Below are 25,076 nucleotides of genomic sequence, written 5' to 3'. Positions count from 1 at the left end.
CCGATGGCCGAGGGGAACGCGGAGGCGACCGCACCGACGCTCGCGGCACGCGTCAGCCGCGCAGTGCCCACGCCGGACGTGCTGATGGCGATCGGGGTGGTGCTCCTGATCGTCATCCTCGTCGTACCGCTGCCGCATCTCCTGCTCGACCTCGGGCTTGCGCTCTCGATCACCGCCTCGGTGCTTGTTCTGATGACGGCGATGTTCATGCGCCGGCCGCTCGACTTCACCTCGTTCCCGACACTGCTGCTGATCACCACGCTTCTGCGGCTCGGCCTCAACCTCGCCTCGACGCGGCTCATTCTCTCGGCCGGGCACGAGGGGCCGCAGGCGGCAGGAGCGGTGATCGCCGCGTTCGGCGGCTTCCTGATGGGGGGCGACGTGGTGATCGGGCTGATCGTGTTCGCGATCCTCGTGCTCGTGAACTTCGTCGTGATCACCAAGGGCTCGGGCCGGATCGCCGAGGTGGCGGCGCGGTTCAGCCTCGATGCGATGCCGGGCAAGCAGATGGCGATCGACGCCGACCTCTCGGCCGGGCTGATCGACGAGGCGGGAGCGCGGAGGCGGCGCAAAGAACTCGAGGAGGAAAGCGCGTTCTTCGGCGCGATGGACGGTGCCGCCAAGTTCGTCAAGGGCGATGCCGTCGCCGGCCTCGTCATCACCCTCATCAACCTGATCGGCGGCCTCGTGATCGGTGTGGCGCGCGAGGGGATGAGCTTCTCCGCCGCGATCGGCACCTACTCGCTGCTGACGATCGGCGACGGCCTGGTGAGCCAGATCCCGGCGCTGATCACCTCGACCGCCGCCGGCATCGTCGTGACCAAGGCCGGCGTCGATGGCCGAACCGACGAAGCGGTGCTGCGCGAGATCGCGGGCTCCCCGAAGCCGCTCGCGATGGCGGCCGGGGCGGCCGGCGCGCTCGCGCTGATGCCAGGCATTCCGATGCTTCCCTTCCTCGCCATCGCCGGGATCGCCGGGGCCGCTGCCTGGGCGCGCCGGGATGCGGCGCGCAGAGCCGAGGAGACGGCCGCCGGAGCGGAGGCGCCCGCCCTCGCCGCCCCGCCTGCCGAGGAGCCGGTCACCGCGGCGCTCAGGATCGACGCGGTTCGGCTCGAGCTCGGCTACGCCCTGCTCGGCCTCGCCACGGCCGAAGGCGGTGCGCGGCTGACCGAGCAGATCCGCGCGCTGCGCCGCGCGCTCGCCTCCGAGATGGGATTTCTGCTTCCTCCGGTTCGGATCCAGGACAATGTCCAGCTCCCGCCCACGACCTATGTGGTTCGGATCAAGGAGCTCGAGGCGGGCCGAGCCGAGGTCCGCCCGGGGATGCTGCTCGCGATGGACCCGACGGGCGCGCCCGTCGCTCTGCCTGGGGAGAAAACCACCGAGCCGGCCTTCGGCATCCCCGCCGCCTGGATCGACGCCACGCTCGCCGACGAGGCGGCGGCGAGGGGCTACACCGTGGTCGACCCCGCATCCGTCATCACGACGCACCTCACCGAGCTCGTGCGTGACCAGATGGCCGAGCTCCTCTCCTTCGCCGAGACGCAGAAGCTTCTCGACGAGCTGCCGCGCGAACACCAGAAGCTCGTCGCCGAGCTGATCCCCCAGCAGATCAGCACCGCCGGCGTGCAGCGCGTGCTTCAGGCCCTGCTCGCCGAGCGCGTTTCGATCCGCGACCTGCCCACCATCCTCGAGGGGATCGCCGAGGCGCTAGCGGCCGGGGCGAGGGGGGTCGCGGGGATCGTGGCGCAGGTGCGCGTGCGGCTCGCGCGCCAGATCAGCGAACAGCACACCGGGCCGAACGGCTACATCCCGCTGGTAACGCTCTCGCCCGAATGGGAGCGCGCCTTCGCCGAGTCGATGACCGGCCCGCCTGAGGACAGGCAGCTCGCCATGGCGCCCTCGCGTCTCACTGAGTTCATGACGAAGCTCAGGGAGGCAATCGACCGCGCCGCCAACGCCGGCGAAGCGGCCGTGCTGCTCGTCAGCCCCGCCCTCCGGCCGCATGTGCGCGCCGTGGTCGAGCGCTTCAGGGCCGCCACACCGGTGCTGAGCCAGGCCGAGATCCATCCGCGCGCGCGGATCCGCACCGTGGGCACGGTCTGAGACGATGCGAATCCGCGTCTTCCGGGCCCGCACCGCCGCCGCCGCCATGGCGGCGGCCCGCGCCGAGCTCGGCGCCGAGGCGTTGATCCTGGGCACGCGCCGGGTGGCCGAGGGGATCGAGCTCACCGCGGCCGCCGAGCCGGAGGTCGAGCCCGCACCAGTCGCGCCGCTCCAGCCGGTTCGCCCGGCCGGCGACCCGGCGGTCGCGGCCGCGCTCGCCGCGCACGGCGTGCCCGAGCGGCTTCGCGCCGCGCTCGCCTCAGGCCCCGATCTCGCGGCGGCGCTGTCGACCCATCTCCGGTTCGAGAAGCTGCCGCTCGGGCGCGGCAGCACCCTGCTCGTGGTCGGACCGCCCGGCTCGGGCAAGACCCTCACCGTCGCCAAGCTCGCCACGCGCCTGCGGCTCGCCGGGCGCACGCCGCGCGTGATCGCGGCCGACGGGCGGCGCACGGGTGCGGTGGAGCAGCTCGCCGCCTTCACCCGGCTGCTCGGCCTCGACCTGATCGCCGCCCCCCATCCCGCGACGGTGCTGCGCGCTCTCGCCGTGCGCACGGACGAGCCGACGCTGATCGACACCGCGGGGATTGACCCGTTCGACCCCGCAGAACGCGAGGAGATCGCCGCTCTCGCCGCCGCCTCGGGCGCCGCGGTGGCGGTCGTCCTCGCCGCCGGCATGGACGCTGCCGAGGCGGCGGAGGCGGCCGAGGCTCTGGCCGAGACAGGAGCGCGGCACGTGGTCGCCACACGGTTCGACATCGCCCGACGCGTGGGCGCCCTCCCCGCTGCCGCCCATGCCGGCGGGCTTGCGGTCGCGGAAGCCGGCACGGGACCGGGAGCCGCCGACGGGCTCGGCGCGATGACGGCGGAGGCGCTCGCCGCACGGCTCATGGCCGCCCCCGCATCACGCCAGACCCGCGCCGCAGCCTGAGAGGAGGGACAATCGATGACCGCGCGCGCCGCTCTCGCCGCCCCGGCCTTCGAGGCTCCGCCACGCCCGGCGGGGCGGCTGATCGCAATCGCCTCCGGCAAGGGCGGCGTGGGCAAGACCTGGCTTGCCATCTCGCTGTCGCAGGCGCTCGCCGAACGCCGCCGGCAGGTTCTGCTGGTCGACGGCGATCTCGGGCTTGCCAATGTCGATGTGCAGATCGGCCTCTCCGTCACCCGCGATGTCACCGGCCTGCTCCGCGGCGAACGCGTGGAAGCGCTCGCCACCCCGGTGCCCGACGCCGGATTCTCGGTTCTCGCCGGGCGCTCGGGCTCGGGCGCTCTCGCCGCTCTGGCCGAGTCTCAGTTCGAGACGATCCTCACGGGACTCTCCGGCGCCCGCGGCTACGATCACGTGGTGCTTGACATCGGTGCTGGGCTCGACCGCACCGCGCGGCGGCTCGCGGCGTTCGCCGACACGCTGCTCGTCGTCACCACCGAGGAGCCGACGGCGCTGACCGACGCCTATGCCTGCCTCAAGCTCGCCGCCCTCGACCGGCCGGGCGGTGACCGGCGCGTAGTGGTCAACATGGCCGTCTCCCAGCTCTCTGGCGAGCGCACATGGGCAACGCTCCGGAAGGCCTCCGAGACCTTTCTGAAGGAGAGCCCGCCGCTCGCGGGCGTGGTGCGCCGTGACGCGCGCGTCGCCGAGGCGATCCGGCGCCAGGTGCCGTTCCTGACCCGGCACCCGACGGCGGAGGCGGCGTCCGACCTCCGGGCGCTTGCCGCGCTTCTCGCTCCCTGACCGCTGGCGACCGATCGCGGCGCGTGCGATATGCAAGCCATGTCCCCACGCCGACGCGCCGGCCGATGCCGCTGAGCCCGCCGAAGCCACGCGAGAAGCTGCACACGCGCACGATCGTCATCGAGGGCTATCGCCGCGAGGACGGGCTCTTCGACATCGAGGCCTCGCTCGCCGACACGAAGACCTACGCCTTCGCCAACGAGGACCGGGGCGAGATACGCCCGGGCGAGAAGCTGCACGGGATGCTGATGCGCCTGACGGTGGACGAGGACATGGTCGTCCATGCCTGCGAGGCGAGCACCGAGTTCGCACCTTACGCGATCTGCCCCGACGTCACGCCGAACTTCGCGCGTCTCGCCGGCCTCCGGATCGGTCCAGGCTGGAGCGGGAAGGTCAGGGAGGTGGTCGGCGGCGTGCGCGGCTGCACGCACCTTGTCGAGCTCCTCGGGCCGATGGCCACCGTGGCCTTCCAGACGCTCTCGGTGGTGCGTCGCTCACGCCCGCAGGACCCGACCAGGCCGCCGCCCCTGCTGAACACCTGCCACGCCTACGCGGCGGACGGGCCGGTCGTCGCGCGGCGCTGGCCTGCCTTCTCGACACGCACGCCCGCCCCGGCGAAGACCACCGGGGCGGAGTAAGCGAGGCGGGAGGACTGGGAGGGAGAGGAAGCGGGACCTATTCGGCCGCGCTTCCCGACATGAACGCCGGCAACGGCGTGGCGCGGCGCCCCGACCCGTTGCCGGCGGGGCGGGAATGGTCGAGCATACCGTGGCCCGCGGCGATATGCCCCTCCTCCGTCGCGGCGGCACGGAAATACTGCAGCACGAACACCCGCATCGCCGAGGTACGGCCGCCCTTCAGGCCCATCCTCTCGATCCGCCGGCAGAGCTCCGACGGTGTGGTGCGCTCGCGGCGGCAGATCTCGGCCAGCGCGTCCCACAGCTCGGGTTCCAGGCGCATCGAGGTGCGGCCACGCTCGGCGACGATGTTGCGGTTGATCAGGGTGCTGCGCGCCATTGGGAACTCCTCCGTGTGCGCGCAGTGTGACCGGGATCATTTAATGGGACGTTGCTTCAGACCGAGTCGTTCTTTCCGTCGGGGCGCTGCCTCCGGGCGGCCTCTTCGGGCGTCTCGAGACGAAGGCTCAGAGCATGCAGGCCGGTCGCGAACTCGGGGCCGAGAAGCCCATTGACCAGCCGGTGCCGTGCCACCCTGCCGAGGCCAGCGAAACGCGGCGAGACGACATGGACGAGATAATGCGTCTCGCCTCCGCCGTCGGGATTGCCTGCATGACCTGCGTGCCGGGCGCTGTCATCGACCACGGTCACCGTCGCCGGAGCAAGCCCCGCCTCAAGCGCGGCCGTGATCCGCTCCGCGCGTGTGCCTCCCATCCGCTTCACCTCCCCGCCTTCGCCTTGCCACCCACCGGAGCCGTGGCCATAAGAGACGAATGCGCAGCGGCGCACCGCGAAGCCATGGCTCCTCCCGTTCCCGACTGCGGGCCGAGATCCCGCAGACGGACGACCCGAACCGTGTCTGCGACCATCCCGGCTGCGCCGCGCATGGCGGCTTCCGGGCGCCGAAATCGCGCCGGAATCTCACCGACTACTACTGGTTCTGCCTTGACCACGTACGCGAATACAACCGCGCCTGGGACTACTACAAGGGCATGAGCCCGGGCGAGATCGAGGCCGAGATGCGCCGCGACACCACATGGCGTCGCCCGACCTGGCCGCTCGGCCGGCTCGGCCTCGGGGCGGACGAGCGGATCATCGACCCGTTCGACGCCCTCGGCAGGGGCAGGCGTAGCCCGCGCCAGGACAGGCCGGAGGCGCCGGCCGAGCTGCGCGGCCCGCTCGCGACCCTCGAGCTCGCCTGGCCGGTGACGCGCGACGACGTCAAGCGCGCCTACAAGGCCCTCGCCAAACGCTTCCACCCCGACGCGAACAGCGGCGACAAGGCCGCCGAGGACCGGCTCAAGACCATCAACGCCGCCTACACCACGCTGATCCGTGCCCTTCCGGCCCGAGGCGCGTGAGGCGCGCGGCCGGCCTTCGCAACCGCGCCGCCGGGGTCTAATCTGGGGCCTTATCGGAGAGAGTAGACACGCGCATGAACAAGGTGACCCAGTTGGCCGACCTTCGCCCCACCTCGGCGATCGACCTTCCCGACATGACCGTGAAGGCGGGCGAGGTGTTCGGCTTCCCCTCCGACATGGAGGTGCCGGCCTTCAGCGTGCGCACCGAGCATGTGCCCGACATCGACGACGCCTACCGGTTCGACCGCGAGACCACGCTCGCGATCCTCGCCGGCTTCGCCTTCAATCGCCGGGTGATGATCCAGGGCTACCACGGCACCGGCAAGTCGACCCATATCGAGCAGGTCGCCGCCCGCCTCAACTGGCCCTGCATCCGCGTCAATCTCGACAGCCACATCAGCCGCATCGACCTGATCGGCAAGGATGCGATCGTGCTGCGCGACGGCAAGCAGGTGACGGAGTTCCGTGAAGGGATCCTGCCTTGGGCGCTGCAGCACCCCTGCGCACTCGTGTTCGACGAGTATGACGCCGGCAGGCCGGACGTGATGTTCGTGATCCAGCGCGTGCTCGAGGTCGAGGGCAAGCTGACGCTGCTCGACCAGAACCGGGTGATCCGCCCGCACCCGGCGTTCCGCCTGTTCGCCACCGCGAACACGGTGGGCCTCGGCGACACCACGGGGCTCTACCACGGCACGCAGCAGATCAACCAGGGGCAGATGGACCGCTGGAACATCGTCGCCACCCTGAACTATCTGCCGCACGAGCAGGAGACCGAGATCGTCGCCGCCAAGCTCGGGATCCCGGCCAATGACAGCGCCGCGCGGAAGCGGATCGCCGCGATGGTGGCACTCGCAGACCTGACGCGGGCGGGCTTCATCAACGGCGACATCTCGACGGTGATGAGCCCGCGCACCGTCATCACCTGGGCGGAGAACGCGAGGATCTTCGGCGACGTCGCCTTCGCCTTCCGCGTCACCTTCCTCAACAAGTGCGACGAGGCGGAGCGGGCGACCGTGGCCGAGTATTACCAGCGCTGCTTCAACGAGGAGCTTCCCCTTGGGGCGGGACCGCGCCGCGCCGCCTGAACCGACCGAGATGCCCACGCCGCCGACCCAACGCGACAGCACGCGCGCCGAGGAGTTCCGCCGGGCCACGGCGAGCGCGCTGCGTGCGGTTGCCAAGCGCGGCGATGTCGATGTCGCCTTCCAGCCGGGGCCGCCGGGTCTTGCCGGCAGGCGGGCCCGGCTGCCGGTGCCGTCGCGGGCACTGCCGGCGGCCGAAAGGGCGCGGATCCGGGGCGCGGCGGATGCGATGGCGCTCAGGCTCCGCCATCACGACGAGGCGCTGCACGGGCGGCGCCAGCCGCAGCGTCGCGAGGCGCGCGAGGTCTACGACCTGCTCGCCCAGGCCCGGGTGGAGGCGCTCGGCGCGCGGCAGATGGAGGGCGTCGCCGCCAATCTGCGCGCAAGGCTTCGCGAGGAGTGCGAGGCGGACGGTCTCGACCGGATGACGCGGCGCGAGCAGCTCCCCATCGCCAAGGCGATCGAGCTTCTCGCCCGCGAGGCGATGACCGGCGAGAAGCTGCCGGAGGCGGCGCGCGGCATTGTCGAGCTGTGGCGCCAGGCCCTGCCGCAGAAGGCGCTCGACGCGCTTTCAGGGCTCAAGGAGTCGCTCGACGACCAGGACGCCTTCGCCCGCGCATCGCGCCGGCTGCTTGCCGCTCTCGACCTCGCGGAGGAGGAGGCCGAAGCCGACCAGGAGGCCACGCAGGGGGAGGACGAGCAGGGAGCCCAGGAGGAAAGCGCGCAGAGCGAGGAGACCGAGAGCGCCGGCTCGTCGGCCGAGGCGGAGAGCATGCCAGGCGCCCGCGAGGAGGAGGCGGAGGGAGAGGCCCAGGCGGCGGAGAGCGTCGAGCAGGAAGAGGAGGAGGGAGCGGCCGCCGAGGGGGATGATCGGCCCGCCGGGCCTCAGGTCCGGAGGGAGCGCGAGCAGGGCGAACCCCAGGCGCGCTACGAAGCCTATACGCGCCAGTTCGACGAGGAGGTCTCCGCCGAGGAGCTGTGCGATGCCGACGAGCTCACGCGCCTGCGCAGCCAGCTCGACCAGCAGCTTCAGCACCTGCAGGGAGTCGTGTCGAAACTCGCCAACCGGCTGCAGCGGCGTCTGCTCGCGCAGCAGTCGCGCTCGTGGGAGTTCGACCTCGAGGAAGGGCTGCTCGACGTCTCCCGCCTCGCCCGGGTGGTCGCCAACCCCACACACTCGCTCTCTTACAAGCGCGAGCGCGACACCGAGTTCCGCGACACGGTGGTCACGCTTCTGATCGACAACTCCGGCTCGATGCGCGGCCGTCCGATCACGGTCGCCGCGATGAGCGCCGATATCCTGGCCCGCACGCTCGAGCGCTGCGGCGTCAAGGTCGAGATCCTCGGCTTCACCACCCGCGCCTGGAAGGGCGGGCAGAGCCGCGAGAAGTGGGTCCAGGAGGGAAAGCGCCGCAACCCGGGCCGGCTGAACGACCTCCGCCACATCATCTACAAGGCGGCCGACCAGCCCTGGCGCCGGGCGCGGCGCAATCTCGGGCTCATGCTCCGCGAGGGCCTTCTCAAGGAGAACATCGACGGCGAGGCGCTGGAGTGGGCCTGGCGCCGGCTTGCCGCTCGCCCCGAACACCGGCGTATCCTGATGGTGATCTCCGATGGCGCCCCGGTCGATGACAGCACGCTCTCGGTCAACCCCGGGAACTATCTTGAGCGCCACCTGCGCGACGTGATCCGCCGGATCGAGCGCGACCGTCAGGTCGAGGTCACGGCCATCGGCATCGGCCATGACGTGACGCGCTACTACCGGCGCGCGGTGACCATCGTCGATGCCGAGGAGCTCGGCGGCACGATGATGAAGAAGCTCGCCGAGCTGTTCGACGAGGACGCGGCCGAGGCCTGGCACCGGGCTGCGGCCGAGCACGCGGCGCTGGTCGCCTGAGGCTCACACGACGCGCCCTTCTCGCCGCGCCGGCGGCGATTGCGGCGGCCCGGGCGGGTGCGGTCGCTCTCTCCGCGCGCGGCCTGCCCCTCTCGGAGGCTGATCCGGGGCTCGACCGGATTGGGCCGCTCTTGTTCCGCGGCGCGCTCGCCCTTGCCGCGCCCGACCGTGCGTTCGGCGGCTTCTCGGGCCTGCTGCTCGAGCCGGATGGTGCGATCCTCGCCGTCACCGACCAGGCGCACTGGCTCAGCGCGCGCTTGCAGCGCGACCCGGAGGAGAGGCTCGTCGGCCTCGACGGAGCAACACTCCTGCCGATGCGCGACAGCAACGGACGGCGCCTTTCGGCCGGCCGTGAGGGCGACGCGGAGGCGCTCGCTCGACTGCCCGACGGACGTCTGCTGGTCGCCTTCGAGCGTTGGCACCGGCTGCGGGTGTTCGACTCACCGAAGGGGCCGGGGCTTCCCTTTCCCGCTCCTCCCGGGATCGCAGCGCTTCCGCCGAACGCCGGGCTCGAGAGCCTGACCGCGCTTGCCGACGGCCGCCTGCTTGCGATCGCCGAAGCCGTCGCTGAGGACGGCACCGCTCCGGCCTGGATCGGCAGCGGCGACGGCAGGGCCTGGGTTGAGCGTCGCTACCGCCCGAGCCCCGACTTCGCCGCCGTCGATGCCGCCGGGCTTCCGGGCGGCGGCGCGCTCGTTCTCGAGCGTCGTGCGAGCCTACTTGCGGGCTTCTCCTGCCGGGTCGCCTGGCTCCCGGCAAGGGCGCTCGAGCTGCCCGAGCTCGCCCCGCGCGTGCTTGCGGAGCTCGCGGCCCCGCTCCTTGCCGACAACTACGAGGGGCTCGCGGTGGCCGAGGCGGCGGACGGCGCGCTCGATGTCCTGCTCGTCTCCGACGACAATTTCTCGTTCCTGCAGCGGAACCTTCTCGTCCTGTTCCGGCTCGAGCGGTTGGCGCTCGCCTCATCCTGAGGCGAACAGCCGCCACAGAAGCGGCAGAGCGAGCGCTGTGGCGAGCGCGTTCAGCGCCATGGCAAGCCCGCTGAAGGCGCCCGCGGTCTCGTTCACCGAAAGCGCGCGCGCGGTGCCGATGCCGTGCGCCGCCGTGCCCATGGCAAGCCCGCGGGCGCGCCAGTCACGCACGCGCGCCAGATTCAGCGTCACCGTGCCCAGCGTCGCGCCGGCAATTCCCGAAAGAATCACCACCACCGCTGTCAGCGACGGCAGGCCGCCGATCCGCTCGGCGATCCCCATCGCCACCGGCGTGGTGACGGATTTCGGCGCGAGCGAGGCGAGAACGGCCATCGGTGCGCCGAACGCGACACCAAGAGCGAGCGCTGCGGCGACGGCGAAAGCGCTTCCGACGAGCATCGAGAAGAGGATCGCAAGCGTCGATGAGCGCACGAGCGACCAATGGCGGTAGAGCGGCACGGCGAGGGCGACCGTCGCCGGCCCGAGAAGGAAATGCACGAACTGTGCCCCGGCGAAGTACTCCGCGTAGGAAATGCCTGCCGCGAGCAACAGGCCTGCGAGGATCACCACCGCGACGAGCACGGGGTTGACGAGCGGGCTTCCCCGGGCCGCGGTGTGCGCCTTCAGCCCGGCGAGCCAGGCGAGCAGCGTGGCGGCGAGCGCTGCGAGCGGATCGGCCGCGAGATAGACCCAGAGGGCCGCGAGCCCGTCCCCGTCGCTCATCGCCGCTCGTCTCCGAACCGCCGCGCCAGCGCTTGCATCAGCCGCCCCGTGAACGCGATCGCCACGAGCGTGCCGATGCTCACGGCGAGCGCAATGGGGAGCAGCGCCTCGGCGAGAAGGCCGAGATGCGCGATCACGCCCACGCCCGCCGGGACGAAGAGAAGGCCGAGGTGACGCAACAGCCCGTCTGCCACGGCTGCGAGCGGCGCCGGCACCTCACCGCCGCGCCAGAGCAGGAAGAGAAAGAGAAGGAGCATGCCGAGGATCGGGCCGGGCAGGGGCAGCCCGGTGGCGCGCACAACGATCTCTCCGGCGAGCTGGCAGGCAAGCAGCCCTGTGAACGCCCCGATCATCCGAGCCTGACCCCCCAGGCGGCGGCCTCCTCGCGCACCCTGCCGGCCGCGATCGCCGCACGCACCGCGGCCATCAGCCGCATCATGAAGCGGATGTTGTGGCGCGTGATGAGGAGCAGGGCGGCGAGCTCGTCAAGCTTGAGCAGGTGGTGCAGATAGGCACGCGAGAGCCCCGACGAGCATGCCGGGCAATCGCACCCCTCCTCGATCGGGCGCGGGTCGTCGCGGAAGCGGGCGTTGCGGAGGTTGAGGTGGTCGCGCCCGCCTGTGTCCTCGACGCCAGCGCGGACGAGCGCCCCGCCGTGGCGGGCGATCCGGGTGGGGTGCACGCAGTCGAACGTGTCGATCCCGTGCGCGACACCGTGCCAGATGTCGGCGACCTGGCCGATGCCGAGCAGGTGGATCGGCCGGTCGGGGCGGAGAAGCGGCGCCTGGAAGGCGACGATCGCGTGCATCTCCTCGCGCGTGCCGCCCAAGGAATCGCCGATCGCGTGCCCGAAGAAGTCCTCGCCGTTGACGAACTCCGCCGCGGCCCGGCGCAGGTCCTCGTGCACATGGCCGCCGGCGATGCCGATGAGCGCCTGCGGCCCGGCACTGCCCCGCCCCCCCGCCGCGTCGAAGGCAGCGAGCGACCGGCGCGACCAGCGCATGGTTCGGGCAAGCGCGCGCTCGACATAGTCACGTGTGGCGTGGAACGGAGTGCACTCGTCGAGCACGACGACGAGATCGGCGCCGATCGCGGCCTGGGCGGCGAGCGACCCTTCGGGCGAGAGCTGGTGCACCGAGCCGTCGAGATAGGAGCGGAAGGTCGCCCCCTGTTCGTCGATCCGGATCAATGTTGGAGCCGGCGTGCCGGAGCGGCTGCCCTTGATTTCGGCAGCGACGCCGCCATGGCCCATCGAGAAGATCTGGAACCCGCCGCTGTCGGTCAGGGTGGGGCCGTGCCAGCCCGTCATCCGCGCGAGCCCGCCGAGCCGCCCGACCGCCTCCGCGCCAGGGGCGAGCATCAGATGATAGGTGTTGCCGAGCACAAGCGTGGCGCCGAGCGAGCGCGCCTCCTCCATCGTCGCCGCCTTCAGCGCCCCGCGCGTGGCGCAGAGCACGAAGGCAGGCGTCTCGACCGCCCCGTGCGGCGTCTCGAGCACGCCCGCGCGGGCCCGCGTGGCCGGGTCGCGCGCGGTGACTGTGAAGCGATGCGCCGGATAGCGGACGCTCATCACCGCCTCCGCTCCGGCAGGAGCCGCCCCGCGAGATACATCGCTGGCGTATCGAGCACCGCGAGCCCGACCCGCACGAGCCAGGTGCCGAGGATGTAGGTTCGCCAGAGCTCGCCCCAGCCGACCGGCGTATCGGCGAACACGACGAAGGCGAGCGTTGAGAACAGGGTGTTGTCTATGAGAGCGCTCGCCGCCGTCGAGGCGGTGTTGCGCAGCCAAAGCGCGCGGGCTCCCGTCACCGCCCGGATGGCGAGGAAGAGCCGGATGTCGAGGAGCTGGCTCGCGAGATAGCTCGTCATTCCGGCGGCGAAGAGAGCCGGCGCGGGCGTGAACAGGGCGGCGAGATGGTCATGGAACGGCAGGGCCCAAGCGAGGCCCTCGCCTGCCGCTTCGGCATCGAGCGGGCGGTAGCCGAGCGCGAGCAGCATCAGCACCGTCATCAGAAGGTGGGCGGCGAAGCCGAGCCAAACCGCCTCACGCGCCGCGGCCGCACCGTAGTGCTCGGTCAGGATGTCGGTGGCGAGGAAGGTCGCGGCGAACACCACCGTCCCCTCCGCCACCGGCCCCGGCAGGAGCACGAAGGGAACGACCTTCAGCACCTGAAGGTTCGCAGCAAGCACCGCCACCGCGACGAACACCGTCACGCCTGCGCGGCCGAACGCGGCGAGCATGCCGAGCACGGACCCGAAGGCCGCGACCACCATCATCACCCAGACCGCATCGGGGGGCAGGGCGTTCAGGGCGGAGACGAGGGCGGACGGGGAGAGGGGCAGCATCGCGCCTGGGGCCGGGCAGTCTGCTCAGGCAGGGCAAGAAAAAAGGCCCGCCGAAGCGGGCCCTCGGCGGTGCCGCCCCGAGCGGCAGGGCATCAGGCCGCTTTCCGGGCCTTGGCGCGCTCGAGCCGGCGCTTCAGCGCGCGGGCCTCCGCGGTGAGCTTGCGGTCAGGCGTGCCGAGAAGCCAGGCGTCGATGCCGCCATTGTGCTCGATGGTGCGGATCCCGCGCGGCGTGAGCCGCAGGCGGATCGTCGTGCCGAGCAGCTCCGACATCATCGAGGCCATCTGCAGGTTCGGCAGGAACCGGCGCCTCGTCTTGTTGTTGGCGTGGCTGACATTGTTGCCGGTCAGCACACCCTTGCCCGTGACGCCGCAGCGACGCGCCATGCCACCCTTCCTTCCACGAAAAATCGGCCCGGCGGCACGGAATGCCGCCTGCGCGAGGCTTTCTCTGCTATCGGCGGCGCGCCTGGCGGTCAAGATGCGGCGCAGCAGGATCGGGTGTGCCGTTTCACACACTTCTTTGCCAACCTCGGGTATCGTGCCGGGCGGTTCGTGAGGCACCCAGCGACGCGGAGGGCGTTGGGGCTGGTGGGAAACCACGTCGCGCCGGTGGCGCATGGCGATCGTGGCGCAGCTCGGCGGAGGCGTGGTTCTCGCCGCGGGCGGCTACATCCTTCAGTTCACGGCGCCGGAGCTCGGCCGGCGGAGGCCGCTCTTCCTTGCCCTCGCTGGCGGTGCGGCGGCAGGGGGAAGCATCGGCGGAACGCTCAGCATCCCCTGGTCGGAGATCGTCCGGCGCCTGAGCAACCGGGATGCTGTGGCGACGCCGATCGACGAGCTCGCCTACGCGCCGCTCGACTGCACCTTCGCGCTGAGGGACATCCACGGCGCCCAGTTCTCGATCGTCCAGGTCGGCGCCTTCGCCGCCCTGGTCGGCGTCCAGATCGTCTCGGTCGAGTGTCGGCCATGGCAGCTCTTTGGGATCGGCGGGAGGGGGACGTATTTCACGAGCCGACACGAGGTGCCGACGAGCCTTCCCGCGATCGGCCGCGCTCTCGTTGACGCCCCCCAGGTGCAAGGGGGGCTCGGCGTGGTCGCCGCAGGCTTCACGGGCTCAGTGTGGCATATCGGGTGAGGGGGCCTCAGCCCTGCCCCTCCCCGTCGGCGCGGAGCTCGCCCGCCTTCACCGAGGCGATCGCGTTGTTGAGCACCTGGACGATCGCCTCGTCGCTCATCGAGCGCGACAGGAGCCCGAGCGCGCCGCCGAGCAGGGCAGAGGCGGCCGAGAGCGTGCCGATGCGCTGTTCCATCATGTAGGCGATCGCCTGATCCACCACTGAGCCGGCGTGGCTCAGATCAGCCGGTGCATTGCCCTTGGGGTCGAACTGCATGCCCCTTCCTCCTTGCCTAGCGAGGGACATGGGGACGGAAACGCGGTCGATAAACCCCCGGACGCCGCGACAGCGAGGGGCGACCCATGGCATGGTTGCCCAATGAGCGCCGGCCTTTCCCGCGCCATGGTGCTTGATGCACCGCGGAGCCCGCTGCGACTCGTCTGCCGCGAGGTGCCGAAGCCCGGGCCGGGGCAGGTGCGCGTTCGGGTCTCCGCCTGTGCCGTCTGCCGCACCGACCTGCACGTGGTGGATGGCGAGCTCCCCCCGCAACGTCGGGAGATCGTTCCCGGTCATGAGATCGTCGGCAGGGTCGAGGCGCTCGGCGAGGGGGTGGACACGCTCGCAGTGGGGGACCGGGTGGGCATTCCCTGGCTCGGCATGACCTGCGGCCGCTGCCACTTCTGCCGTACGGGGCGGGAGAACCTGTGCGCGGAGGCGCGCTTCACCGGCTGGCACCTCGACGGCGGCTATGCCGAGCATGCGGTGGCGGATGCACGATTCTGCCTGCCGATCCCTGACGGCTACACCGATGTCGAAGCCGCCCCCCTGCTCTGTGCGGGGCTGATCGGCCACCGCGCGCTGCGGATGGCGGGGGAGGCGCGTCGCCTCGGCCTGTGGGGCTTCGGCGCGGCGGCCCATATCGTCGCCCAGGAGGCGCGCCACGAGGGCCGCGAGGTCTTCGCCTTCACCCGCCCGGGCGACCGGGAAGCGCAGGACTTTGCCCGAAGCCTCGGCGCCGTTTGGGCGGGCGGGTCGGACGAGAGCCCGCCGGTTCCGCTCGACGCTGCCATCATCTTCGCCCCCGTCGGCGCTCTCGTGCCGGCGGCGCTCAAGACGGTGGAGCGTGGCGGGGTGGTCGTCTGCGCCGGGATCCACATGAGCGACATCCCGGGCTTCCCTTACGCCGACCTCTGGGGCGAGCGGGTGATCCGCTCGGTCGCCAACCTCACCCGAGCCGACGGGATCGAATTCCTGCGCCTTGCGCCGCGCGTTCCGGTGCGCACGACGGTCGAAACGCTGCCGCTCGAGGCGGCGAACGAGGCGCTCGCGCGCCTGCGCGCCGGGGCGGTCTCGGGTGCGCTCGTGCTCGTGCCGTGAGCGTCTACTCCGCCGCCTCGGCGCTCGCCTCCGCCGTCTTGTCGTGCTCCTTGGCCTGGCGGCGCCACATCGCCGCATAGAGCCCGTCTTTCGCGAGCAGCGCGTCGTGCCTGCCGCGCTCGACGATCTTCCCCGACTCGAGCACGAGGATCTCGTCGGCATCGACCACCGTCGAGAGGCGATGCGCGATCACGATCGTGGTGCGGTTGCGCGAAAGTTCGCGCAGGTTCGCCTGGATTTGCCGCTCGGTTCGGCTGTCGAGCGCGCTGGTTGCCTCGTCGAACAGCAGGATCGGCGGGTTCTTGAGGATGGTGCGCGCGATCGCCACGCGCTGCTTCTCGCCGCCCGAGAGCTTGAGGCCGCGCTCGCCCACCCGCGTGGCGTACCGTTCCGGGAGCGACATCACGAAGTCGTGGATGCGGGCAAGACGCGCCGCCTCCTCGACCTCGGCGTCGGTCGCGTCGATCCGGCCGTAGCGGATGTTGTAGGCGATCGTCTCGTTGAACAGCACCGTGTCCTGCGGAACGATGCCGATCGCGGCGCGGACGGAGGCCTGCGTCACCGTCCGGATGTCCTGGCCGTCGATCAGCACCCGGCCTTCCTGCGGATCGTAGAAGCGGAACAGCAGGCGCGAGATCGTGCTCTTTCCTGCCCCCGACGGCCCGACGATCGCAACCGTCCGGCCCGCAGGAACGGTGAAGGAGACGCCGTCGAGGATGCCGCGATCGGGCCGGTAGGAGAAGCGCACGTTCTCAAATCGCACCTCGCCCGCCGTGACGACGAGCGGCTTCGCCCCGGGAGGATCCGCCACCTCGCGCTCGACCGAGAGTAGGCGGAACATCGCCTCCATGTCGACGAGGCCCTGCTTGATCTCGCGATAGGCGAAGCCGAGGAAGTTCAGCGGCGCGTAGAGCTGGATCAGGAACACATTGGCCATCACGAACTGGCCGACCGTGAGCGTGCCGGCCGCGACGCCGTGCGCCGCCATCAGCATGATGACCGTGAGGCCGAGCGCGATGATCGTCGCCTGGCCGAAGTTGAGCGCATTGAGGGTCACCTGGTTCTTCACCGCCGCGCGCTCGTAGCGCGCGAGCGCCTCGTCGAACCGGCGCGCCTCGTGCGCCTCGTTGCCGAAGTACTTGACGGTCTCGAAGTTGAGCAGGCTGTCGATCGCCTTGGTCGAGGCGTCCTGGTCGGTCTCGTTCATGGTGCGGCGGAACCGCACGCGCCATTCGGTGAAGGCGAGCGTGAAGCCGACGTAGAGAGCGAGGGTGACGAAGACCACGGCCGCGTAAGCCGCGCCGAGCGCGCCCCAGAGCACCGCCGTCGCGAGCGCGATTTCGAACAGGGTGGGCAGGGTCGAGAACAGGGCGAAGCGGAGCACCGTGTCGATCCCTGTGGTGCCGCGCTCGATCGCGCGCGCGAGCCCGCCCGTCTGCCGGTCGAGATGGAAGCGGAGTGACAGCGCATGCAGGTGCTCGAAGGTCGCATGCGCGACGCGGCGCACGGCCTGCTGCGCCACAGCCGAGAACACCGCGTCGCGCAGCTCCTGGAACAGCGAGGCGGCAAGCCGGATCACCCCGTAGCCGAGGACGAGCGCGACCGGCACGGCGGCGACCGCCTCGCTCCCCTCGCGCGGCGAGAGCGCATCGACCGAAGCGGCGAGGATCACCGGAACATAGACGGTCGCGACCTTGGCCAGGACGAGGGAGACGAGAGCCGCCACCACGCGCGCGCGCACGCCGACCTCCCCCTCCGGCCAGAGATAGGGGAGAAGCTGCCGCAATGTCTCGAGATGGGGCCTGACCGGCGGCGCGGCGGCCGCGCCGTGCGGCGGGGAGGGTCGTGTCACGATGGCTCCGTTCTCACTGAGCGTTATGTCGTGCGCCGGGCGCGGGGGCAAATCCCTGGATGCGGCATGGCAGGCCAGAGCGGCCCGTGCGAGGCTCGGGCGCCATGACCGACGACATCGCGCCCTTTTGGCGGCATATCGCCCGCTGCAACGACCTCCCCTCTCCGGCGGGCTTCGAGCCCTTCCTGATCGGGGGGAGGCAGGTCGGCTGGGTCGGGCCCGAGGTGCTGCGCGCCCTTACCTTCCGCCCCGCCGACTTCCACTTCGACGCGCGCGGCGTGTCGCTCGCGCGGCGCCTCAGGACGCCCCACGCCCGGTCCCGGGCGCTCGAGGCGGTGGTCACCGACCTCGTCCGTGCCGGGCTGATCCCCCGCCCCAGGGAGGAGCTCTACGACGTGCGCGCCGACCCGGACGGGCCCTCGCTCGCCACCCTCGACCGCTGTGCGGTTCCGGCCTTCGGCATCCGCGCTGAAGGGGTCCACGTCAACGGCCTCGTCCGACGCGGCGATGGGCTCTTCCTCTGGGTCGCGGTTCGGGCAGCGGACAAGTCGGTCGAGCCCGGCAAGCTCGACCATATCGTCGCGGGAGGAATTCCGGCCGGGCTCGGGCCGGATGAGACGCTCGTGAAGGAGGCGGCCGAGGAGGCCTCGATCCCGCCTGCCCTCGCCGCCACGGCACGAAAGGTGGCGAGGATCAGCTACGTGATGGCCTGGGACATCCCGGGCTGTGCGCGTGGGATGCGGCGCGACACGCTGCACGTCTATGACCTCGACCTGCCCGAGGGTTTCGTCCCGCGCCCGAATGACAACGAGGTGGCGCGGTTCGAGCTCTGGCCGATCGAGGAGGTGGCGAGAGCCGTTCGCGAGACCGACCGGTTCAAGTTCAACGTCACCCTTGTGCTGATCGACCTCTTCCTGAGGCTCGGGCTGATCCCGCCCGGGCGGGGGGCGGAGCGGCTGCGCGCCGGGCTCGACCAGGGCGGCTAAGCGGCTGCGGCAGCGGCTGTAACCGAACGGTGAGGTTTCCGCGCCACCGTTCCATTGGCCTTGGGGATCATCACTCGGCATTCAGTGGAGCGGAGCGTGGAGGGAATCGGTTTCCGCAGAGTGGTCGTGCCGGCTCTCGCCCTCCTCCTTCTGCTCGAAGCGGGGAACGAGGCCAGGGCGGAAGATGGGGCGGCGCCGTTCCACCGCCGCCCCTTGGAGGCCGCCTCCGCCGTTCTGGAGCGCGCCCGCGACGCCGCGGCAGAGGCGATCGCGGCGACCGGCGCAGCCGCCCGCGACCCCGTGCTCGGCCCACCGCTGATCGCCACCATCGCCCTGCTCGCTGGGTTCGCCCTCGGGGCAGGGCTCGCGCGTCGTCGCCCTCGGCCGGCCGGTCCGTCCGCCCTGGAACTCCTCCGGTCCGAGCCGAGGCTGCCGGAGCCTGCGGAGGCGGTCGAACCGTCGGCCCAGGAGAGCGCTGCGGCGGAAGCTGAGCCTCAGCGGGAGCCGGAGCCGTTGGACGCGGCGGGGACCGCCCTCGCGACTCCCGCGCCGCCCGCCCATCCCTTCGCATCCTGGAGCCCCGAGCGGGTGGCTCTGGTCGAGGCGGTCGTGCGCGTGCTCGAGGAGGAGGCGGCGGCGGATGCCCAGGGCCGCGACGTCGAACCGGCGGCTGCGGACGCGAAACCCGCCGAAGCCGCAGCGGCCTGACGCCCCTCAGTCGGGGAAACCGGCCAAGGCCCGAACGGCGGCCGGGCTGTGGCCGGCCTCCCGCAGGCTCCGCAACGTGGCGGCACGGTCGCGCTTGGCAAGCCGCCGCCCGTCCGGACCGGCGATCAAGCGGTGATGCTGCCAACGCGGCACCGGCCAGCCCATCAGCGCCTGGAGAAGCCGGTGCAGATGCGTCGCGGGCTTGAGGTCCTCCCCGCGCGTCACGAGCGTCACCCCTTGCGCCGCGTCGTCATGGGTGACGCAGAGATGGTAGCTCGCCGGCGTGTCCTTGCGCGCGAGCACCACGTCGCCGAACAGAGGGCCCGGGTCGGCTGTGACCAGCCCATCCCCCACCTCCTCGAAGGCGAGCGGGCCTGGAACCGCGCGAAGCGCGGCCGCCATGTCGAGCCGCAGAGCGTGCGGCTCGCCGGCCGCACGCCGCGCCTCCCGCTCGGCAGGGGGGATGGTGCGGCACGTGCCAGGGTAGAGCGGCCCGTCCGCTCCGTGCGGGGCATTGCCGATCGCGGCGATCTCGCGCGCGATCGCCGCGCGGGTGCAGAAGCACGGGTAGAGCAGACCGCGCGCCTCGAGCGAGGCGATGGCATCGGCATACTCCCGCATGTGCTCCGACTGGATCCTGACGGGCCCGTCCCAGTCGAGGCCGAGCCAGGCGAGGTCCTCGAGGATCGCGTCCGTGAATTCGGGACGGCAGCGGGTCGCGTCGATATCCTCGATGCGTACCAGGAAACGCCCGCCGGCGGCGCGCGCGAGCCGGTGCGCGAAGAGCGCCGAATGGGCATGGCCCAGGTGGAGAAACCCCGTCGGGCTCGGGGCGAAGCGGGTGACGACGGGGGCTCGTGCCATCGTCTCAGGCTAGCGCGCCGCCCTCGGCACCGGGAGCGGGGCTGAGCCCACGGCGGCTTAAGGCCGCGCGCAGGGCGGCACCCGTGTGAAGCTTCGGTGATCGGCCCCTCGGTTGCTGGACTTCCCCTCGCCTTCTGTGCATAACCCTTGCAGTCGAACGGCCGTGCCACATCATGTGGTAGTGCCCCGGGAGGCGGGGCCTGCATGTGGTGGGCGCCGCCAGGAAGGGGGAGCCTCGATTGCCCGACGGCGGCGGAAGCCTCGCCCGGTCCCACTACCCGGCTCTCGTGCTGAACGCCGATTTCCGGCCGCTCTCCTATTTCCCGCTCTCGGTCTGGTCCTGGCAGGACGCGGTCAAGGCCGTGTTCATGGACCGCGTCTCCGTGCTCTCGGAATACGAGGCGCAGGTGCGTTCGCCCTCGCTCGCGATGCGCCTGCCTTCGGTGATCGCGCTGAAGGAATACATCCCCGCGGCCCGGCGCCCGGCCTTCACGCGGTTCAACGTGTTCCTGCGGGACCGGTTCACCTGCCAGTATTGCGGCGACGAGTTCCCGGCCCAGGACCTGACCTTCGATCACGTGATCCCGCGCTCGCGCGGCGGGCGCACCACGTGGGAGAACGTCGTCACCGCCTGCTCCTGTTGCAACCTCAAGAAGGGCTCGCGCCTGCCGCGCGAATGCGGGATGTGGCCGCGGAACCCGCCACGCCAGCCGACGAGCTGGGAGCTTCAGGAGAACGGCCGCGCCTTCCCGCCGAACTATCTGCACGAGAGCTGGCGCGACTATCTCTACTGGGACACCGAGCTCGAAAGCTGACGCCTAGCGCCGGCCCGCGAGCACTGCTCCGGCATCGCGCGGCAGCCGCGCGAGCACGGGAACCGAGAGCGCCATCACGGCCGAGACAGCGAGGAAGCCGGCGGCGAAGTCCGACGCGTCCGGCGCGGCATGCCCCGCAGCCCCCATCGACACCTCGAGCACCGCCGCCGCGGTGACCACCCCGAGTGTGAGACTCACCTGCTGCATGGTCGAGTAGAACCCGGTGGCGTCCGCCATCCGATGCTCGCGGATGTCGGCGAAAGCGATCGTGTTGAAAGCGGTGAACTGAAGGCTTCGGAAGAAGCCGCCCGCGACCAGAACCGCATGCATCGCCCACCATGGCGTGTCGTGCCGGAACAGGGCACACGCGGCGAGCGTGGCGACGCTGACCACTCCGTTCCAGATGAGCAACGCGCGGAAGCCGAAACGTCGGATGAGCGGCCCGGCTGCGGGCTTCATCACGAGCGCGCCGACCGAGGCAGAGAAGGTGACGAGCCCAGCTTCCGCAGCGCTCATCCCGAACCCCACCTGGAGCATCGTGGGCAAAAGGAAGGGCACGGCACCGACACCGATGCGGAACAGCGAACCGGCGTGGACCGACAGCCCGAAGCTCGGCACCGAGAGGAGTCTGAGGTCGATGATCGGGCGCGGAACCTTGAGCGCATGGCGCACGTAGAGCGCGCATGAGGCGAGGCCGACCCCAAGGATGGCAAGGCCGACGCCACGCCCGAACACGGGGCGCGAGACGAGCTCGGAGCCGAAAATCAGCCCAGCGAGGCCGAGCCCGGAGAGAGCGAGGCCGAGCCCGTCAAGCGACCGCCGCACCGAGGGCCGGCCGGGAGGGATGAGACGCGAGACGAGACCGAGGCCGAGCGCGCCCATCGGCAGGTTCAGGAAGAACACCCAGCGCCAGGACGCGTGCGTGACGATTAGACCCCCGAGCGGCGGGCCGACGATCGGCCCGATCAGCGCCGGGACCGTGAGCCAGGCCATCGCATCGACCAGCTTCTGCTTCGGCACCGTGCGCAGAAGCACGAGCCTGCCCACGGGAACCATCAAGGCCCCGCCCACGCCCTGGATCACGCGGCCCGCGACCAGGAGCGGCAGCGAGGTGCTGAGCCCGCTCAGCGCCGAGCCGAGGCAGAAGACGATGATCGCTGAGCGGAACACCTCGCGCGCCCCGAACCGGTCGGCCACCCAGCCGGAGGCCGGAATGAACACCGCAAGCGAGAGCATGTAGGCGGTCAGCGCGAGCGAGAGCCGCAGCACGTCAGAGCCGAAGCTCGCGGCCATCGCGGGCAGCGCGGTCGCGATCACCGTCTGGTCGACGTTCTGCATGAACAGCGCCGAGGCGACGACGAGCGCCGTCAGGCGCGGGCTTCGCGGTTCTGCTCCTGCCTCCGCCACGCCCCGATCATGAGCGCGGCGGCAGGTCTGGCAAGTTCAGTCGGGCGAAGCTCAGACCCGCTCGCTGAGCCGGATCGCGACCTTGCAGCCGGCCTTGATCAGCGCGGTCAGGATCCGGTAGCCGGGCGCCTTCTCCGCCTCGTGCTCGAGGCCGATGTCGCGGTGCTCGAGCTCCTCGCGGCGGAAGCGCTCGATCACGTCGCGCAAGGCGCGCTCGTCCTCGCCGAGCGCCGCCGCCTGCTCGGCATAGTGCTCGTCGATAACCTCCTCGACCGCGACGGTGCAGGCCATCGCCGCGCGCGACCCGAGGAGGGCCGTGCCCACGCCGAGCGCGAAGCCCGCGACATGCCACAGAGGCAGGAGCGCGGAGGGGCGTACACCGCGATCGGCGATCGCCGCGGCGAAGGTGTCGAGATGAACCTGCTCCTGCTCCTTCATGTGCTGAAGAATCGGCCCCTTGTCGGTGTGGCCGAGCACGGCGATCTGGCCGGCGTAGATTCGCGCCGCCCCGTATTCGCCCGCATGATCAACCCGGATCATCCGCGCGAGGAGCTCGCGTTTCGTCGGGTCGCCCGGCGCGCGGGGGCTCGCCGTCTCGAGCGGCGGTTCGGTGAAGGGGGCGTCGAGCATGGTCATGCTGTCCTCGGCGTTCTCTTGAGCCAGATGAGCAGACCGGCGCCGACGGCAAGGGCATAGACCGCGTTCCAGCCGGCCATCGAGAGCCCGGCGATCATGATCGCGGGCTCATCGCAGCGCACGATCGGCGCGGCGGCGATCCGCGCCATCAGCTCCTCGACCGATCCTGCCGCGCCGGTCGCCCCGGCGCCGCAGCCGGAGAGAGGGCTCGGCCAGAAGCCCCACTCGACGCCAGCGTGGAAGGCGGCGAGAGAGGCGTTGCCGAGAAAGAGCGCGATCACGAGCAGGGCGAGCGGCAGGGCGACGCGCGGCAGAGCGAGAGCGAGCACGCCGGCGGCGACCGCCCCCCAGTAGGGCCAGCGCTGCCAGAGGCAGAGCGCGCAAGGCTCGAGCCCGCCGAGATGTTCGGACGCGAGCGCGACCGCGAGCGCGAGCGCGGCCGCGAGCGCGCCCGCGGCGGCAAGCCGGCCGGCGGCCGGTCGGCGGAGGGGAACGGGGCCGTGCATGGCGGCGTAGGCTAGCACGCCGAGGCTGCCGCTGGACGGGACGTTGCGCGGCAGGCACCATCCGCAGGGGTCTATGCCATGAAGGGGGAACGCCGGATGCGCCGCATCCTCGGCCGCGCCAACTCGCTCAATGTCATGAAGGTTCTCTGGGCCTGCGCGGAGCTCGGCCTCAACTTCGTGCGCGAGGATCTCGGCGGGCCCTTCGGCGGGCTCGACACGCCGGCCTATCGCGCCCTCAACCCGAACCGGCTCGTGCCCGTGCTGGTCGAGCCCGACGGCTGGTCGATGTGGGAGAGCAACGCGATCCTGCGCTACCTCGCCGCCACCTACGGCAAGGGCACGGCCCTCTGGCCGGACGACCCGCGCGCGCGGGCGCGGGCCGACCAGTGGATGGACTGGCAGCAGACCGCTGCGAACGCCGCGCTTGGGCCCGCCTTCGTTCAGATGTACCGAACTCCGCCCGAGAAGCGGGACGAGACGGTGATCGCGAAAAGCCTCGCCCGCGCGGCGGAGGTGTTCCGCCTTCTCGAGGAGCATCTCGCCGCCCAGCCTTTCGTCGCGGGGGAGGCGTTCTCGCTCGGCGACATCCCGATCGGCTGCCACGTCTACCGCTATCTGCACATGCCGATCGAGCGGCCAGACTTTCCAGCCCTTGCCGCCTATCACGCGCGGCTCTCCGCCCGGCCGGGCTACGCCGCCCATGTCGCCGTGGGCGTGACCTGAAGGATCGGCTCGGCTTGCCGCCGCGGGGTGGCGCGGGGCAGCGCGGCCTGTATAGTGCGCCGCGCGCCCCCGTGGCGGAACGGTAGACGCGGACGACTCAAAATCGTCTGCCCTCACGGGCATGCTGGTTCGAGTCCGGCCGGGGGCACCAGAGAACGCAGCGTCGCGCCCCCCGCGAGGCGAGCCCGCCCGCCCACGCTCGCGTCAGCGGCGCCGTGGACGTGATGGCGGCGATGCTCTCTCCGGTGATGAACGTGCCGGGGCCTCGCGCGTCACGCGTCGCGCAACCCCGACCACGCCGTCGTCACTGGGCCGTATCGCCCCGCGGCCGGGGGGTCAGGCCGGCGACCGATCGCGGACGATCGGCGCCGGCCTTCGCTCGCCGAGCCGGGACATCGGGCCGCCACGCCGGCAGCGGCCCGTGGCGGTCAGCGCAGATCCTCGACGCGGCGGATGCCCTCGGCGTGCAAGTGCAGCCGCACCTCGCGCCCGTCGGGCGCTTTCGCCAGCGCTTCGTAATGGCGCGGATGCGGCACGAGCGGGCCCGTGAGCGTATAGCCGGCCGCCTCGGCGGCGCGGCGCGCGTCGGTCTCGGTCGGCCGGCCGCCGAAGCCGCGGCCGCGATCCCAGGTCTCACGGTAGATCCGTCCCTCGAAATCCACATGGAGCTTCACGCGCTCGCCGCGAGGATTGATCGCCACCACCTCATAGTGGCGACGCTCCAGCTGCGGCGCCCGCTCCGCCCGATAACCTGCGGCCGCCACGGCACGGAGGACGGCCTCCGGCGTGATCATGCCGGAGACGCGGGGCGAACCGTCGGCATCGCGCTCCGACCGACGACCGCCACCAGACCAGGGCGGCGGGCCATAGGGAGGTCGGATGAAAATTTCCGTGCCGTTCTCGCGCCGGATGGTGAAGGCATCGAACCCTCCTTTGTCCGGCCGGCCGGTGATCCGCAGCCGCTCACCGGGGCGGATGTCGAGCCGATGGTGGCGCTCGGGGCCCGCCTCGACGAGAACGCGGCCGGTGCTGTCCTGGACGACGAAGCGGTTGCCGAAAACGTCCGTGACCGTACCCTCGATCGTGATCCCGCCCGAGGACAGGCTGCCGATCGGCGTCTGTGCGAGGGCGGCGAGGGCGGCCAGCAGGGCGGCGGCGAGGCTAAGGGCGGCGAACCCGGGGGTGCGAGTCATGGT

At 71.4% G+C, this 25,076-nt stretch carries 28 protein-coding genes and 1 tRNA gene; 15 read left to right on the top strand and 14 right to left on the bottom strand.

What is annotated here, in order from left to right:
- The first annotated feature begins 3 nt into the window (after positions 1 to 3).
- The 4 genes from flhA (at position 4) to KO353_RS13700 (ending at position 4,473) form a co-directional block, all read left to right on the top strand.
- A complete protein-coding gene (gene flhA, locus KO353_RS13715; protein ID WP_218285348.1) occupies positions 4 to 2,106 on the top strand; it encodes a flagellar biosynthesis protein FlhA in 2,103 nt (700 codons plus the stop codon).
- Positions 2,107 to 2,110: 4 nt separating this feature from the next.
- Positions 2,111 to 3,034 (top strand): GTP-binding protein, encoded by a 924-nt coding sequence (locus tag KO353_RS13710; RefSeq protein ID WP_218285347.1) that lies wholly within the window; start codon positions 2,111 to 2,113, stop codon positions 3,032 to 3,034.
- Positions 3,035 to 3,049: 15 nt separating this feature from the next.
- A complete protein-coding gene (locus tag KO353_RS13705; protein WP_218285346.1) occupies positions 3,050 to 3,835 on the top strand; it encodes a nucleotide-binding protein in 786 nt (261 codons plus the stop codon).
- Positions 3,836 to 3,900: 65 nt separating this feature from the next.
- Positions 3,901 to 4,473, top strand: coding sequence for a DUF2889 domain-containing protein (locus tag KO353_RS13700; protein ID WP_218285345.1), 573 nt, complete (start codon positions 3,901 to 3,903; stop codon positions 4,471 to 4,473).
- Between the two features lie 37 nt (positions 4,474 to 4,510).
- Here the strand turns inward: KO353_RS13700 and KO353_RS13695 are convergent, their stop codons facing one another.
- Together KO353_RS13695 and KO353_RS13690 are read right to left on the bottom strand one after the other, a co-directional pair.
- Positions 4,511 to 4,852 (bottom strand): ribbon-helix-helix domain-containing protein, encoded by a 342-nt coding sequence (locus KO353_RS13695; RefSeq protein WP_218285343.1) that lies wholly within the window; start codon positions 4,850 to 4,852, stop codon positions 4,511 to 4,513.
- 56 nt (positions 4,853 to 4,908) lie between these two features.
- Positions 4,909 to 5,226, bottom strand: a complete 318-nt coding sequence (locus tag KO353_RS13690) for a BolA family protein (RefSeq protein ID WP_218285341.1) — start codon at positions 5,224 to 5,226, stop codon at positions 4,909 to 4,911.
- Between the two features lie 59 nt (positions 5,227 to 5,285).
- Between KO353_RS13690 and KO353_RS13685 the strand changes: the two genes are divergently transcribed.
- The 4 genes from KO353_RS13685 (at position 5,286) to KO353_RS13670 (ending at position 9,820) form a co-directional block, all read left to right on the top strand.
- Positions 5,286 to 5,873: a J domain-containing protein gene (locus tag KO353_RS13685; protein WP_218285339.1), complete on the top strand. Its 588-nt coding sequence runs from the start codon at positions 5,286 to 5,288 to the stop codon at positions 5,871 to 5,873.
- Between the two features lie 74 nt (positions 5,874 to 5,947).
- On the top strand, positions 5,948 to 6,958 hold the full coding sequence (cobS, locus tag KO353_RS13680) for a cobaltochelatase subunit CobS (protein WP_218285337.1): 1,011 nt from the start codon (positions 5,948 to 5,950) through the stop codon (positions 6,956 to 6,958).
- 10 nt (positions 6,959 to 6,968) lie between these two features.
- Positions 6,969 to 8,852: a cobaltochelatase subunit CobT gene (cobT, locus tag KO353_RS13675; RefSeq protein ID WP_218285335.1), complete on the top strand. Its 1,884-nt coding sequence runs from the start codon at positions 6,969 to 6,971 to the stop codon at positions 8,850 to 8,852.
- 131 nt (positions 8,853 to 8,983) lie between these two features.
- On the top strand, positions 8,984 to 9,820 hold the full coding sequence (locus KO353_RS13670; RefSeq protein ID WP_218285333.1) for an esterase-like activity of phytase family protein: 837 nt from the start codon (positions 8,984 to 8,986) through the stop codon (positions 9,818 to 9,820).
- Here the strand turns inward: KO353_RS13670 and KO353_RS13665 are convergent.
- The 5 genes from KO353_RS13665 to rpmB all read right to left on the bottom strand — a co-directional run bounded on the left by KO353_RS13665 (position 9,812) and on the right by rpmB (position 13,275).
- Positions 9,812 to 10,543 (bottom strand): LrgB family protein, encoded by a 732-nt coding sequence (locus tag KO353_RS13665; protein WP_218285331.1) that lies wholly within the window; start codon positions 10,541 to 10,543, stop codon positions 9,812 to 9,814. The two genes, KO353_RS13670 and KO353_RS13665, sit on opposite strands and share 9 nt — an antisense overlap.
- Positions 10,540 to 10,896, bottom strand: coding sequence for a CidA/LrgA family protein (locus KO353_RS13660; RefSeq protein ID WP_218285330.1), 357 nt, complete (start codon positions 10,894 to 10,896; stop codon positions 10,540 to 10,542). Before KO353_RS13660 ends, KO353_RS13665 begins: the two co-directional genes overlap by 4 nt.
- A complete protein-coding gene (gene tgt, locus KO353_RS13655) occupies positions 10,893 to 12,113 on the bottom strand; it encodes a tRNA guanosine(34) transglycosylase Tgt (RefSeq protein WP_218285328.1) in 1,221 nt (406 codons plus the stop codon). The genes KO353_RS13660 and tgt overlap by 4 nt, the downstream gene beginning before the upstream one ends.
- Positions 12,113 to 12,889: a queuosine precursor transporter gene (locus tag KO353_RS13650; protein WP_235691887.1), complete on the bottom strand. Its 777-nt coding sequence runs from the start codon at positions 12,887 to 12,889 to the stop codon at positions 12,113 to 12,115. The genes tgt and KO353_RS13650 overlap by 1 nt, the downstream gene beginning before the upstream one ends.
- Before the next feature lie 92 nt (positions 12,890 to 12,981).
- Positions 12,982 to 13,275: a 50S ribosomal protein L28 gene (gene rpmB, locus KO353_RS13645; RefSeq protein ID WP_218285327.1), complete on the bottom strand. Its 294-nt coding sequence runs from the start codon at positions 13,273 to 13,275 to the stop codon at positions 12,982 to 12,984.
- Positions 13,276 to 13,507: 232 nt separating this feature from the next.
- Here rpmB and KO353_RS13640 point away from each other — a divergent pair, with 232 nt between their 5' ends.
- On the top strand, positions 13,508 to 14,026 hold the full coding sequence (locus KO353_RS13640) for a hypothetical protein (RefSeq protein ID WP_218285325.1): 519 nt from the start codon (positions 13,508 to 13,510) through the stop codon (positions 14,024 to 14,026).
- A gap of 7 nt (positions 14,027 to 14,033) precedes the next feature.
- On the opposite strand, the gene KO353_RS13635 is transcribed toward KO353_RS13640, so the two are convergent.
- A complete protein-coding gene (locus KO353_RS13635) occupies positions 14,034 to 14,282 on the bottom strand; it encodes a hypothetical protein (RefSeq protein WP_218285323.1) in 249 nt (82 codons plus the stop codon).
- Between the two features lie 102 nt (positions 14,283 to 14,384).
- Between KO353_RS13635 and KO353_RS13630 the strand changes: the two genes are divergently transcribed.
- Positions 14,385 to 15,383 (top strand): zinc-dependent alcohol dehydrogenase family protein, encoded by a 999-nt coding sequence (locus KO353_RS13630; protein WP_407928198.1) that lies wholly within the window; start codon positions 14,385 to 14,387, stop codon positions 15,381 to 15,383.
- Positions 15,384 to 15,387: 4 nt separating this feature from the next.
- Here KO353_RS13630 and KO353_RS13625 read toward each other — a convergent pair whose 3' ends face one another.
- The gene (locus KO353_RS13625) at positions 15,388 to 17,235 is read right to left on the bottom strand and encodes an ABCB family ABC transporter ATP-binding protein/permease (protein ID WP_235691886.1); all 1,848 of its coding nucleotides are present in this window, start codon (positions 17,233 to 17,235) and stop codon (positions 15,388 to 15,390) included.
- Positions 17,236 to 17,339: 104 nt separating this feature from the next.
- Here KO353_RS13625 and KO353_RS13620 point away from each other — a divergent pair, with 104 nt between their 5' ends.
- Together KO353_RS13620 and KO353_RS13615 are read left to right on the top strand one after the other, a co-directional pair.
- Positions 17,340 to 18,221, top strand: a complete 882-nt coding sequence (locus tag KO353_RS13620; RefSeq protein WP_218285322.1) for an NUDIX hydrolase — start codon at positions 17,340 to 17,342, stop codon at positions 18,219 to 18,221.
- A 96-nt stretch (positions 18,222 to 18,317) separates the two neighbouring features.
- Entirely contained in the window at positions 18,318 to 18,929 is a 612-nt protein-coding gene (locus tag KO353_RS13615; RefSeq protein ID WP_218285320.1) for a hypothetical protein, read from the top strand.
- 6 nt (positions 18,930 to 18,935) lie between these two features.
- Here the strand turns inward: KO353_RS13615 and gluQRS are convergent, their stop codons facing one another.
- Positions 18,936 to 19,793, bottom strand: coding sequence for a tRNA glutamyl-Q(34) synthetase GluQRS (gene gluQRS, locus KO353_RS13610; RefSeq protein ID WP_218285318.1), 858 nt, complete (start codon positions 19,791 to 19,793; stop codon positions 18,936 to 18,938).
- A 239-nt stretch (positions 19,794 to 20,032) separates the two neighbouring features.
- Here gluQRS and KO353_RS13605 point away from each other — a divergent pair, with 239 nt between their 5' ends.
- Positions 20,033 to 20,608 (top strand): HNH endonuclease, encoded by a 576-nt coding sequence (locus tag KO353_RS13605; protein ID WP_218285317.1) that lies wholly within the window; start codon positions 20,033 to 20,035, stop codon positions 20,606 to 20,608.
- A gap of 3 nt (positions 20,609 to 20,611) precedes the next feature.
- On the opposite strand, the gene KO353_RS13600 is transcribed toward KO353_RS13605, so the two are convergent.
- The 3 genes from KO353_RS13600 to KO353_RS13590 are packed head-to-tail and all read right to left on the bottom strand — an operon-like array spanning position 20,612 to position 23,175.
- On the bottom strand, positions 20,612 to 22,015 hold the full coding sequence (locus tag KO353_RS13600; RefSeq protein WP_235691884.1) for an MDR family MFS transporter: 1,404 nt from the start codon (positions 22,013 to 22,015) through the stop codon (positions 20,612 to 20,614).
- 51 nt (positions 22,016 to 22,066) lie between these two features.
- Positions 22,067 to 22,651, bottom strand: a complete 585-nt coding sequence (locus KO353_RS13595) for a demethoxyubiquinone hydroxylase family protein (RefSeq protein ID WP_235691882.1) — start codon at positions 22,649 to 22,651, stop codon at positions 22,067 to 22,069.
- The gene (locus tag KO353_RS13590) at positions 22,648 to 23,175 is read right to left on the bottom strand and encodes a disulfide bond formation protein B (RefSeq protein WP_235691881.1); all 528 of its coding nucleotides are present in this window, start codon (positions 23,173 to 23,175) and stop codon (positions 22,648 to 22,650) included. Before KO353_RS13590 ends, KO353_RS13595 begins: the two co-directional genes overlap by 4 nt.
- A gap of 60 nt (positions 23,176 to 23,235) precedes the next feature.
- Between KO353_RS13590 and KO353_RS13585 the strand changes: the two genes are divergently transcribed.
- Positions 23,236 to 23,880, top strand: coding sequence for a glutathione S-transferase family protein (locus KO353_RS13585; protein ID WP_235691880.1), 645 nt, complete (start codon positions 23,236 to 23,238; stop codon positions 23,878 to 23,880).
- Between the two features lie 65 nt (positions 23,881 to 23,945).
- Positions 23,946 to 24,031 (top strand) — tRNA-Leu (locus tag KO353_RS13580).
- Between the two features lie 277 nt (positions 24,032 to 24,308).
- Here KO353_RS13580 and KO353_RS13575 read toward each other — a convergent pair.
- Positions 24,309 to 25,073, bottom strand: coding sequence for a hypothetical protein (locus tag KO353_RS13575; RefSeq protein ID WP_218285315.1), 765 nt, complete (start codon positions 25,071 to 25,073; stop codon positions 24,309 to 24,311).
- Positions 25,074 to 25,076 lie beyond the last annotated feature (3 nt).

The organism is Elioraea tepida, assembly GCF_019203965.1.
GTDB lineage: Bacteria > Pseudomonadota > Alphaproteobacteria > Acetobacterales > Acetobacteraceae > Elioraea_A > Elioraea_A tepida.
The sequence above is the reverse complement of the archived record's forward strand: the minus strand, read 5'-3'. Positions and strand labels throughout refer to the sequence as shown.

What these genes read in the sequence shown, in the direction of transcription:
- flhA (WP_218285348.1), top strand. Translation starts at nt 4, where the DNA reads ATGGCCGAGGGGAACGCGGAGGCGACCGCACCGACGCTCGCGGCACGC.
- KO353_RS13710 (WP_218285347.1), top strand. Translation starts at nt 2,111, where the DNA reads ATGCGAATCCGCGTCTTCCGGGCCCGCACCGCCGCCGCCGCCATGGCG.
- KO353_RS13705 (WP_218285346.1), top strand. Translation starts at nt 3,050, where the DNA reads ATGACCGCGCGCGCCGCTCTCGCCGCCCCGGCCTTCGAGGCTCCGCCA.
- KO353_RS13700 (WP_218285345.1), top strand. Translation starts at nt 3,901, where the DNA reads ATGCCGCTGAGCCCGCCGAAGCCACGCGAGAAGCTGCACACGCGCACG.
- KO353_RS13695 (WP_218285343.1), bottom strand. Translation starts at nt 4,852, where the DNA reads ATGGCGCGCAGCACCCTGATCAACCGCAACATCGTCGCCGAGCGTGGC.
- KO353_RS13690 (WP_218285341.1), bottom strand. Translation starts at nt 5,226, where the DNA reads ATGGGAGGCACACGCGCGGAGCGGATCACGGCCGCGCTTGAGGCGGGG.
- KO353_RS13685 (WP_218285339.1), top strand. Translation starts at nt 5,286, where the DNA reads ATGCGCAGCGGCGCACCGCGAAGCCATGGCTCCTCCCGTTCCCGACTG.
- cobS (WP_218285337.1), top strand. Translation starts at nt 5,948, where the DNA reads ATGAACAAGGTGACCCAGTTGGCCGACCTTCGCCCCACCTCGGCGATC.
- cobT (WP_218285335.1), top strand. Translation starts at nt 6,969, where the DNA reads ATGCCCACGCCGCCGACCCAACGCGACAGCACGCGCGCCGAGGAGTTC.
- KO353_RS13665 (WP_218285331.1), bottom strand. Translation starts at nt 10,543, where the DNA reads ATGAGCGACGGGGACGGGCTCGCGGCCCTCTGGGTCTATCTCGCGGCC.
- KO353_RS13660 (WP_218285330.1), bottom strand. Translation starts at nt 10,896, where the DNA reads ATGATCGGGGCGTTCACAGGGCTGCTTGCCTGCCAGCTCGCCGGAGAG.
- tgt (WP_218285328.1), bottom strand. Translation starts at nt 12,113, where the DNA reads ATGAGCGTCCGCTATCCGGCGCATCGCTTCACAGTCACCGCGCGCGAC.
- KO353_RS13650 (WP_235691887.1), bottom strand. Translation starts at nt 12,889, where the DNA reads ATGCTGCCCCTCTCCCCGTCCGCCCTCGTCTCCGCCCTGAACGCCCTG.
- rpmB (WP_218285327.1), bottom strand. Translation starts at nt 13,275, where the DNA reads ATGGCGCGTCGCTGCGGCGTCACGGGCAAGGGTGTGCTGACCGGCAAC.
- KO353_RS13640 (WP_218285325.1), top strand. Translation starts at nt 13,508, where the DNA reads ATGGCGATCGTGGCGCAGCTCGGCGGAGGCGTGGTTCTCGCCGCGGGC.
- KO353_RS13635 (WP_218285323.1), bottom strand. Translation starts at nt 14,282, where the DNA reads ATGCAGTTCGACCCCAAGGGCAATGCACCGGCTGATCTGAGCCACGCC.
- KO353_RS13630 (WP_407928198.1), top strand. Translation starts at nt 14,385, where the DNA reads ATGAGCGCCGGCCTTTCCCGCGCCATGGTGCTTGATGCACCGCGGAGC.
- KO353_RS13620 (WP_218285322.1), top strand. Translation starts at nt 17,340, where the DNA reads ATGACCGACGACATCGCGCCCTTTTGGCGGCATATCGCCCGCTGCAAC.
- gluQRS (WP_218285318.1), bottom strand. Translation starts at nt 19,793, where the DNA reads ATGGCACGAGCCCCCGTCGTCACCCGCTTCGCCCCGAGCCCGACGGGG.
- KO353_RS13595 (WP_235691882.1), bottom strand. Translation starts at nt 22,651, where the DNA reads ATGACCATGCTCGACGCCCCCTTCACCGAACCGCCGCTCGAGACGGCG.
- KO353_RS13585 (WP_235691880.1), top strand. Translation starts at nt 23,236, where the DNA reads ATGAAGGGGGAACGCCGGATGCGCCGCATCCTCGGCCGCGCCAACTCG.
- KO353_RS13575 (WP_218285315.1), bottom strand. Translation starts at nt 25,073, where the DNA reads ATGACTCGCACCCCCGGGTTCGCCGCCCTTAGCCTCGCCGCCGCCCTG.